At 66.5% G+C, this 9,815-nt stretch carries 8 protein-coding genes and 1 pseudogene; 3 read left to right on the forward strand and 6 right to left on the reverse strand.

Annotation, left to right across the window (positions count from 1 at the left end):
* Positions 1-44: 44 nt before the first annotated feature.
* Genes cysN through MZTS_RS17450 form a run of 3 tightly spaced genes read right to left on the reverse strand, consistent with a single transcriptional unit; the run spans position 45 to position 3,192 of the window.
* On the reverse strand, positions 45-1,457 hold the full coding sequence (gene cysN, locus MZTS_RS17440; RefSeq protein WP_192284795.1) for a sulfate adenylyltransferase subunit CysN: 1,413 nt from the start codon (positions 1,455-1,457) through the stop codon (positions 45-47).
* The gene (cysD, locus tag MZTS_RS17445) at positions 1,457-2,383 is read right to left on the reverse strand and encodes a sulfate adenylyltransferase subunit CysD (protein WP_192284796.1); all 927 of its coding nucleotides are present in this window, start codon (positions 2,381-2,383) and stop codon (positions 1,457-1,459) included. The genes cysN and cysD overlap by 1 nt, the downstream gene beginning before the upstream one ends.
* On the reverse strand, positions 2,383-3,192 hold the full coding sequence (locus MZTS_RS17450) for a phosphoadenylyl-sulfate reductase (RefSeq protein ID WP_192284797.1): 810 nt from the start codon (positions 3,190-3,192) through the stop codon (positions 2,383-2,385). Before MZTS_RS17450 ends, cysD begins: the two co-directional genes overlap by 1 nt.
* A gap of 251 nt (positions 3,193-3,443) precedes the next feature.
* Here MZTS_RS17450 and MZTS_RS17455 point away from each other — a divergent pair, with 251 nt between their 5' ends.
* From MZTS_RS17455 to MZTS_RS17465, 3 genes are all read left to right on the forward strand, one after another.
* Positions 3,444-3,947 (forward strand): Lrp/AsnC family transcriptional regulator, encoded by a 504-nt coding sequence (locus MZTS_RS17455; RefSeq protein ID WP_192284798.1) that lies wholly within the window; start codon positions 3,444-3,446, stop codon positions 3,945-3,947.
* A 112-nt stretch (positions 3,948-4,059) separates the two neighbouring features.
* Complete coding sequence (locus MZTS_RS17460) at positions 4,060-5,835, forward strand: diflavin oxidoreductase (RefSeq protein WP_192284799.1); 1,776 nt, start codon at positions 4,060-4,062, stop codon at positions 5,833-5,835.
* A 313-nt stretch (positions 5,836-6,148) separates the two neighbouring features.
* Positions 6,149-7,987, forward strand: coding sequence for an NADPH-dependent assimilatory sulfite reductase hemoprotein subunit (locus MZTS_RS17465; RefSeq protein WP_192284800.1), 1,839 nt, complete (start codon positions 6,149-6,151; stop codon positions 7,985-7,987).
* Positions 7,988-8,125: 138 nt separating this feature from the next.
* Here the strand turns inward: MZTS_RS17465 and MZTS_RS17470 are convergent, their stop codons facing one another.
* The 3 genes and pseudogenes from MZTS_RS17470 to MZTS_RS17480 form a co-directional block, all read right to left on the reverse strand.
* Positions 8,126-8,578: a hypothetical protein gene (locus MZTS_RS17470; protein WP_192284801.1), complete on the reverse strand. Its 453-nt coding sequence runs from the start codon at positions 8,576-8,578 to the stop codon at positions 8,126-8,128.
* Between the two features lie 98 nt (positions 8,579-8,676).
* A complete protein-coding gene (gene panC, locus MZTS_RS17475) occupies positions 8,677-9,564 on the reverse strand; it encodes a pantoate--beta-alanine ligase (RefSeq protein WP_192284802.1) in 888 nt (295 codons plus the stop codon).
* A 71-nt stretch (positions 9,565-9,635) separates the two neighbouring features.
* Positions 9,636-9,815 (reverse strand): annotated as a pseudogene (locus MZTS_RS17480) (hypothetical protein); the annotation flags it as partial.

Here is a 9,815-nt window from a genome sequence, read left to right on the forward strand (position 1 = left end):
ACGGACTCCTCCCTCTCCCGTGGCGGGAGAGGGAGGAGTCCGTATCAGCCGCCGAACAGCCGCTTGATCCCGGCGAGCAGGCCACCGCTGCGGGCGGCCTCCTGCGGCGCTGCGTCCGGTGCGGCCGGAGCCGGAGCGGACGCCTTGGCCGAGGCGGCGACCGTCTGCACGAGGCCGAGCGCGGCCGTGTCCGTGGTCTCGCGATCGATCAGGATCAGGCTGCCGGTGTCGCGATTCTCGGCGTAGGCATCGACGGCGATCTGACGGTCGAGGGTCAGCGTCACGTCGCCGATATCGTTGACCGCGAGGGTCTCGGCCGGGCCGGCCTGCCCGGTCTCCGGGTCGATCCGGCGGTGCACCGCCTTCACCACGGCGTTGACGGTCTGCGTGCCGACCTTGGCCCAGAGGCTGGCGCCGGGGGCGAGTTCGGTCTCGGCGGCCCAGAACAGGCGGACGTCGAGGCTGTCGGTCAGCGTCAGCGGCGCGTCGGAGGTCGCGATCACCGCGCCGCGCGACGCGTCGATCTCGTCGGCGAGCACCAGCGTGACCGACTGACCCTCGCTCGCCCGCTCCAGATCGCCGTCGGCGGTGAAGATGCGCGCGACGGTCGAGGTCTTGCCCGAGGGCGCCACGGTCACGGCGTCGCCCGGAGCGACCGAACCCGAGGCGATCAGCCCCGAAAACCCGCGGAAATCGGAGTTCGGACGGTTCACCCACTGCACCGGCAGGCGGAAGGCGGCGGCGCGCTCCTCCGACTTCACCGGCACCTCTTCGAGATAGCGCAGCAGCGGCCCGCCCTCGTACCACGTGGCGGCGGTGCCCGGCAGCACGACGTTGTCGCCGTTCTTGGCCGAGAGCGGGATCGCCCGCACCTCGGAAAAATTCAGCGGCGCGGCGAAGGCCTGGAAGCCGGAGAGGATGGCGTCGAACTTGTCCTGCGACCAGCCGACCAGATCCATCTTGTTGATGGCGAGCGCCACCCGGTGGATGCCGAGCAGCGAGACGAGGAGCGCGTGGCGCCGGGTCTGGCGGGTCAGGCCGTGGCGGGCATCGACCAGGATGACGGCGACGTCGGCGGTCGAGGCGCCGGTAGCCATGTTGCGGGTGTACTGCTCGTGGCCGGGTGTGTCGGCGACGATGAAGGAGCGCCGCTCGGTCGAGAAGAAGCGATAGGCGACGTCGATGGTGATGCCCTGCTCGCGCTCGGCCTGGAGGCCATCGACGAGCAGGGCGAGATCGACCTCGCCCCCTTGCGTGCCGTGCTTGCGCGAATCGCGCTGCAACGCCGTCACCTGATCGTCGAAGATCTGCTTGGTGTCGTGCAGGAGGCGCCCGATCAGGGTCGACTTGCCGTCATCCACCGAACCGCAGGTGATGAAGCGCAGCACCTCCTTGTTCTGGTGCGTGTGCAGGAAGGCCTCGTAGCCGAAGGCCTCGGGGGACTGATGGATGGTCATCAGAAATAGCCCTCCTGCTTCTTGCGCTCCATGGCGCCGGCGCCGTCCTTGTCGATTACCCGGCCCTGGCGCTCCGAGGTGCGGGCGGCGAGGGTCTCGCCGATGATTTCCGGCAGGGTCGTGGCCGGGCTCTCGACCGCGCCGGTCAGCGGGTAGCAGCCGAGCGTGCGGAAGCGGACCTGGCGGAGCTGGGGCGACTCGCCCGGCTCCAGCGGCAGCCGCTCGTCATCGACCATGATGAGCTGACCCTCGCGCTCCACCACCGGCCGCTCGGCGGCGAAGTAGAGCGGAACGATTGGAATGTTTTCCTGCTCGATATAGAGCCAGATATCCAGCTCGGTCCAGTTCGAGAGCGGGAACACGCGGAAGCTCTCGCCGCGCCGCTTCTTGAAATTGTAGAGGTGCCACGGCTCGGCGCGCTGGCGCTTCGGATCCCAGCGGTGCTGCGCGTTGCGCAAGGACACGATGCGCTCCTTGGCGCGGCTCGCCTCCTCGTCGCGGCGGGCGCCGCCGAAGGCCGCGTCGAACTTGTACTTGTCGAGGGCCTGACGCAGGGCCTGCGTCTTCATCACGTCGGTATGCACCTCCGAACCGTGACTGACCGGGCCGATGCCCTTGGCGAGCCCGTCCTGATTGGTGTGCACGATCAGTTCGAGGCCGAGTTCCTTCGCGCGCCGGTCGCGGAAGGCGATCATCTCCCGGAACTTCCAGGTGGTGTCGATGTGCATCAAGGGGAACGGCAGGCGCCCGGGCGCGAAGGCCTTCAGGGCGAGATGCAGCAGGACGGAGGAATCCTTGCCGATCGAGTAGAGCATCACCGGGTTCTCGGTCTCGGCGACCGTCTCCCGGAAGATGTGGATGCTCTCGGCTTCGAGCCGCTGCAGATGCGTGAGGCGGGTGCGCGCGGGCGCGGCGACGGCGCTCATCAAACCAGTTCCCTTCTGTCTTCGCGTGAGGTCGCGGCGCTCGCCGACTCCTCGAAGGCTGCAGCCTCCTGGCCGGGGACCACATCCCCCTCGGGCCTGTGCAGGTGCAGGCCGCATTCCTTCTTGGATTCCTGCTCCCACCACCAGCGGCCGGCGCGCTCGTCCTCGCCGATCTTCACGGCGCGGGTGCACGGGGCGCAGCCGATCGAGGGGAAGCCCCGGTCGTGCAGCGCGTTGTAGGGAATGAAGTTGTCGCGCACGAACCGGTCGACATCCGCCCGCGTCCAGTCGGCGAGGGGGTTGACCTTGATCAGGCCGCGGCCCTCGTCGGCCTCGGCGAGCGGGGTATCGGCCCGATTCGCCGACTGGCCGGCGCGCAGGCCGGTGAACCACGCCGCCGCGCCGTCGAGGGCCCGGCCGAGGGGCTCGACCTTGCGGAAGCCGCAGCATTGCTGCCGCGCCGTGATCGAGTGGCGAAAGCCGTTGATGCCCTCGGCCGCGACGAACGCCTCCTCGGCCTGCCGCTCCGGCGCGTAGGCGCGGATGCGGATGCCGTAGGCGGCCTCGGTCTCGACCCAGACGTCGTAGGTCTCGGGGAAGAGCCGGCCGGTATCGAGGGTCACGATCTCCGTGCGGCCCTTGTTCAGGGCGAGCGCGTGCGTGAGCGCCTGATCCTCGATGCCGAGGCTGGTGGTGAAGACGAGCCGGCCGGGGATACGGTCCTCGACGAGGCGGATGCGCCCCCTGAGATCCAGCCGCGCCATGTCGGTGGCGAGGTCCTCGGCCGCCCGGACGAGAGCAGCGGTCATGTGCGTAAAATCGGATTGCGTGCTTGTCGGAGTTCTGAAATGTTCGCTATAACGAACGCTGTCAAGGCGTCGGAGCTGTCGCGGATGCAATCCTCCGCTGCGGCGCGAATGGGCCGGCAACGGCTCCCCACGGCGGATCGTTGCCTGCTTAGAAAAAATTCTTCTCGAACGAGCCTCTGAGTGTGCCGGTGTCCCGGGGCTCGGGCTCGGCCGCGAGAGGATCCTCGCCATCACTTTCGGAGAGGCCACCCTTGGACTCGATCGACCTGAAGATCCTCGCACTCCTGCAGAAGGACGCCACGCTCTCCATCGCCGCCATCGGCGAGCAGGTCGGGCTGTCGCAGACGCCGTGCTGGAAGCGGATTCAGCGCCTTGAGGCGGATGGCGTGATCGACCGGCGCGTCGCCGTGCTCGATCCGGTGAAGCTCGGGCTCGGGCTCACCGTCTTCGTCTCCATCGAGACCGCCGACCATTCGAAGGATTGGCTGGAGCGATTCGCCGACCGCATCGCTGCGATGCCGGAGGTGCTGGAATTCTACCGCATGGCCGGCGACGTCGATTACATGCTGCGCGTGGTCGTCGCCGACATGGCGGCCTACGATACCTTCTACAAGAACCTCATCGCGACTCTTCCGCTCAAGAACGTGACCTCGCGCTTCGCCATGGAGAAGGTGAAGTCGACGACCGCGCTGCCCCTGCCGGCTCCGCCGCCACGGGGCCGTTCCGAACCGCGTCTTGCTGTGGTAGGGGAATAATCTTTCATTTTGCATCGCAGCAGCGAACAATCTCTTCTCTCCAGCGGGCGTTCTTTAAAACGGACATTTCTCCGTTGACAGCGGCGCCCCGCCGGACGACATGGCACCCACAATGTCCAGGCAAGCACTTCTTCCCCGCACGGCTCCTTTCGGAGATCAGGAACGGGCTCATCTCGACGCGGCGCTCGGCGCGGCGACGCCGATCCAGCGCGCGTGGCTGACGGGCTTCCTCGCCGGGCTCGACGCCGCCGCAGGCCAGCCCGCAGCGGCCGCCGCCGCCCCGGCCGCGCTTCCGAAGGCGGCCGAGCCGCTGACGATCCTGTTCGCGTCCGAGTCGGGCAATTCCGAGAAGCTCGCCGGTGACGTGAGCAAGCTCGCGCGCAAGCAGGGCTTCAAGCCGAAGGTGGTGGACTTCGCCGATCTCGATCTCGCGACGCTGCCGAAGGCCGGCAAGCTCGTCGCCATCGCCGCCACCTGGGGCGAGGGCGAGCCGCCGGCCCGTGCCGTGCGGGCCTACGGCGAGTTGATGGCCGATGCGGCGCCCCGTCTCGAGGGGGTCGAATTCGCCGTGCTCGCCCTCGGCGACACCAGCTACGCGGAGTTCTGCGCCATCGGCAAAGCCCTCGATGCCCGGTTCGAGGCTTTGGGGGCCAAGCGGGCCGCTCCCCGCGCCGACCTCGACCTCGATTTCGAGAAGCCCGCCGCCGATTGGATCAAGGGGACGCTGAAGGCATTGGCCCCGGCCGAGGTCCCGGCGGACAATGTGGTGGCGGTCGATTTCCGCGCCGGCGCCGAGGATGAGGACGGCGAGGTCAGCCGCGAGCCGGTGGTGGTCGAGGTGATCGACCACGTGAACCTCAACTCGTCCCGCTCCGACAAGGAGACCATCCACCTCGCCCTCGCATTCGAGGACGGGGCGCCGGCCTACGAACCGGGCGATTCGCTGGAGATCTTCCCGGAGAACGACCCGCAGCTCGTGGACGAGATCCTGCGCGCCACGGGGCTCTCGGGCGACGAAGTCCTGCGCAAGGCGCTGCTGTCCGAGCGCGACATCACCACGCTCTCGGCCAGCACGGTCGAACGTTTCGCCAAGGCCACGGGCCATGCCGAGGCAGCCGCTTTCGTGGAGAGCGGCGAGGTCAAGGCCTGGATCGAGGGCCGGCATCTGATCGACCTGATCGAGCGCTTCCCCGGCGAACTCACCGCCGAGCATCTCAACACCGTGACCCGGCCGCTGCCGCCGCGGGCCTATTCCATCGCCTCCTCGCGCAAGGAGGTGGGCGACGAGGTGCATCTCACCATCGCCGCCGTGCGCTACGAGACCCATGGGCGCGCCCGCTCCGGCGTCGCCTCGGTCCATGTCGCCGACCGGATCAAGAATGGCGCCAAGCTGCGGGTGCGGGTGAAGCCGAACAAGCATTTCCGCCTGCCCTCCGACCCTACGACCGACGTCATCATGGTCGGCCCCGGCACCGGCGTCGCCCCGTTCCGCGCCTTCGTGCAGGAGCGCCGCGCCATCGAGGCGCCCGGCCGCTCCTGGCTGTTCTTCGGCGACCGCCACTTCACCCACGACTTCCTGTACCAGCTCGAATGGCAGGACGCGCTGGAGGACGGCTCGCTGGCCAAGATCGACGTGGCCTTCTCCCGCGACCAGCCGGAAAAGATCTACGTGCAGGACCGGATCGACCAGAACGCGGCCGAACTGGTGGCATGGCTCGACGGCGGCGCCCATTTCTACGTCTGCGGCGATGCCAAGAACATGGCCAAGGATGTGCGCGCCGCCGTGGTGCGGGCCTTCGAGAGCGTGAAGGGCCTCAGCGCCGCCGATGCCGAGGCGCATGTCGCCGGGCTGGAGCGGGCCAAGCGCTACCAGCAGGATGTTTACTGATTCGGTTCCCGCTTGATTGAAGCGGGAGCCGTATCATCAAGCCCGCGCGGCGCTTGAGCGTCGCCCAGATCCGCCATCCCGAAGGGATCGAACGATCTGGTATGAGACAGGACGTTGACCGAGGAAGGACGCGCTTCTTCCTCAGCTTGGACCTCAACCCGAGGAGCCCGCGACAGCGGGCTTCGAGAGGGCTCCAGAGATCGCCGCGAGATCCGGAGGCCTCCTTCGAGGCCTCCGCTTCACTCCGACACCTCAGGGTGAGGTGGTTGGTGGGAATGAGCGGCCGAACTCAGACATCGCAGAGATCACCGCCATGGACGACCACAAGCCGATCGACACCCCTGACGGTCCCGCCGTGGACACGCCCGGCATCGGCGCGCACCGCTACGAAGCGCCCCCGACCGAGCCTCCGATCACGGATGCGGAGGCCGCGAAGGCCGCCGGCCTCGCCCATAACGAGCACCTGAAGATCGCGAGCCGCTACCTGCGCGGCGGGCTCGCCGATGGACTCCTCAAGCACGCCACCGGCGCGATCTCCGAGGATGACGGCCAGCTCGTCAAGTTCCACGGCATGTACATGCAGGACGACCGGGACATCCGGGCGGAGCGCACCAAGAAGAAGCTGGAAAAGGCCTACAGCTTCATGATCCGCCTGCGCATCGCGGGCGGCGTGGTGACGCCGAAGCAGTGGCTGATTCTCGACAACATCGCCACGACCTATGCCGGCAATGCCCTGCGGGCGACGACGCGCCAGACCTTCCAGTATCACGGCGTGATCAAGTCGAACCTCAAGCGCACCATGGCGGCGATCGACTCGGCGCTGCTCGACACCATCGCCGCCTGCGGCGACGTGAATCGCAACGTCATGGCCGCGACCAACCCGGCCCAGGCCGGGGCGCACAAAATCGCGCTCCAGCTCGCCAAGGACATCTCCGACACCCTGCTGCCGAAGACCGGCGCGTGGCGCGAGATCTGGCTCGATGGCGAGCGCGTGGTCGGCGGCGAGGACGAGGCGGAGGTCGAGCCCGTCTATGGCAAGACCTACCTGCCGCGGAAGTTCAAGACCGTGGTGGCGGTGCCGCCCTCCAACGAGGTCGACATCTTCGCCCACGATCTCGGCTTCATCGCCATCCTCGACAAGAAGAACAAGGTGACGGGGTGGAACGTCACGGTCGGTGGCGGCATGGGCATGACCCATGGCGAGACCGACACCTTCCCCCGCACCGCCGATGTGATGGGCTTCTGCAAGCCGGAGGATGCCCTCAAGGTCGCGGAAGCGGTGATGACGGTCCAGCGCGACTGGGGCAACCGCAAGAACCGCAAGAATGCCCGCCTCAAATACACGATCGAGCGCTTCGGCCTCGACGCCTTCCGGGCCGAGGTCGAGAAGCGGATCGGCAAGACGCTGGCTGAGCCGAAGCCCTTCACCTTCGACGGCAACGGTGACCGCTACGGCTGGGTCGAGGGCGAGGACGGGCGCCACCACCTGACGCTGTATGTGCCCTCGGGCCGGATCAAGGACATCGAGGGCGGGCCGCAATTCCTGTCGGGCCTGCGCCGCATCGCCGAGGTGCACGAGGGCGATTTCCGGCTGACCGGAAACCAGAACGTCATCATCGCCAACGTCCCTGCCGGGAAGCGCGATCAGATCGAGGCTTTGGTCGACGAGTACGGCTTGACCAAGGGGGCCTCGGCCCTGCGCCGCAGCTCCCTGGCCTGCGTTGCCCTGCCGACCTGCGGCCTCGCGCTTGCCGAGAGCGAGCGCTACCTGCCCGACCTCCTCACCGAGCTGGAAGAAAGCCTCGCCCGCCACGGCTTGCAGGACGAGGAGATCACGATCCGCTCCACCGGCTGCCCCAATGGCTGCGCCCGGCCCTTCATCGCCGAGATCGGCCTCGTCGGACGCGGCCCCGAGCGCTACCACCTCTATCTCGGCGCCGCCTTCGACGGCTCGCGGTTGAGCAAGCTCTACCGCGAGGACGTCCTGGCCAGCGAGATCAAGGACACCCTGGAGCCGCTCTTCGCCGCCTATGCCAAGGACCGGAAGCCGGGCGAGCATTTCGGTGACTTCGTGATCCGGGCGGGCTTCGTGGCGAAGACCGGCAACGGACCGGATTTCCACCAGCGGACCGGACCGCTGCGGGCGGCCTGACAATCCTCGCACCGGCCGCTTCGCATGACGGGAGGTGGCAGGTGCAAGATTGATGAAGTATGTTTGGCGAAGCCGGAGCAGGGAGCGCCGGCTCGTCGTTCATCAAAGGAGAAGTCGGCCAAAGTGCCGACCCTGATGTCATGTCTGCTTATTGGGCGCGGGTCTGTCCCAATTAAAATGCTCGACAGTGGACACTGCTATTTTTAGAGCTGCAGCTGGCAGAATGACGCCAAATACAAGGGCAAAGATATACGGGGAGTGTCTTGTAAGGGCATCTATAATAGTTTTATCAATTGTGCTCAAAGATGCTATAATAATCGCTGAGAAGCTCCATATATTCCACGCCACATCGGCGCCGGTTTTTAACTTTTTGGTGTAACTTTCTTTGCGTTTATGTCTCATGAGCATTATGAGTAGTATTATCATGATCGTATAGATAAAACTTGCAACAAATAAGCTCCCATACAAATCGACAAGAGGCTTGGTTAATTTATATAAGATGAATCCTAATAAAATAGAGTATGTAGAAATAATACCAATTGCTATTTTGGCTGTCCATGAATCCAAGTCTTCTCTCAGATAATCGGTCATGTCGCGCATTCACTTTCATAACGCACAGTCCGATTACCAGTCAGATGTCTACAAAATCCTGTCTGATGATGGGCATTTTAGTCGAGGCATAAAAAGCGTCACTGCTTCGATGAGGAGACTGCCGTGCGACCCGCCGGCACCACCGCCACGTTGTCGATAAGCCGGGTGTTGCCGAGATAGGCCGCGACCAGCACCCGCGCCTCTCGCTCGGCCCTCGCCACCGGGGCGAGGGTCTGCGCATCGCGCACATCCAGATATTGCACCGGGCCGAAGCCTGCCGCCTCCAGGGTCGCAATGCCCTGCGCCACGAGCGGGGCCGCGTCGCCGCCGCGGGCGAGGCGCTCGGCAATGTCGGCGAGCACCGCGTGCAGCCGCGGCGCGATTTCGCGCTCGCGCGGGTCGAGGTAGCGATTGCGTGAGGAGAGGGCGAGGCCGTCCGCCTCGCGCAGCGTCGGCACGCCCTCGATGGCCACCGCCATGTCGAGATCGCGCACGACCGAGCGAATCACCTGCAATTGCTGGAAATCCTTCTCACCGAACAGCGCGATATCGGGCCGAACCTGGTTGATCAGCTTGGTCACCACCGTGGCGACACCGGAGAAGTGACCGGGCCGGAATGTGCCGCACAGGCCCTCCGCCGCCGGGCCCGGCTCGATGCGCGTCGAGAACCCGGTCGGGTACATGGTCTCGACGGAAGGAAGCCACGCCGCGTCGGCGCCGGCTTCAGCGAGCAGGGCAAGGTCGGCCTCCGTGTCCCGCGGATAGCGCGAAAAATCCTCGTTCGGGCCGAACTGCGTCGGGTTCACGAAGATGCTCACCACCGCCCGCCGGCCGATCGCCTTGGCATGAGCGACGAGGGCGAGATGGCCCTGATGCAGCGCCCCCATGGTCGGCACCAGCACGATCCGGTCACCGCCCATCCGCCACGCATCGACCCGCGCGCGCAGGGCCTCAAGAGTGTCGAAGCGAAGGACCGTGTCGGACATGGGAGGCGGCTCGGCTGGTGGACGCGCCGCAGAGGTAAGCGTCCCGGCTGCCGGATGCCAGCGGATCTTCCTCAAGGGCAGTAGCGCAGGGGACGGCCGAACGGGTCGTCGTGGCCGAGGCCGGGGCGGAAGCCGTAATAGCTCGGCTTGCCGAGGCCATAGGCCGAGCCGACATAGCTTGGATCGTCGAGGGCGTCAGTCGGCACGGGTGCGCTGCGTGGGGCGCAGCCGACCAAGCGCCGGGGGAGGGG

It is taken from the genome of Methylorubrum zatmanii, from assembly GCF_014845115.1.
GTDB classification, from domain to species: domain Bacteria; phylum Pseudomonadota; class Alphaproteobacteria; order Rhizobiales; family Beijerinckiaceae; genus Methylobacterium; species Methylobacterium zatmanii.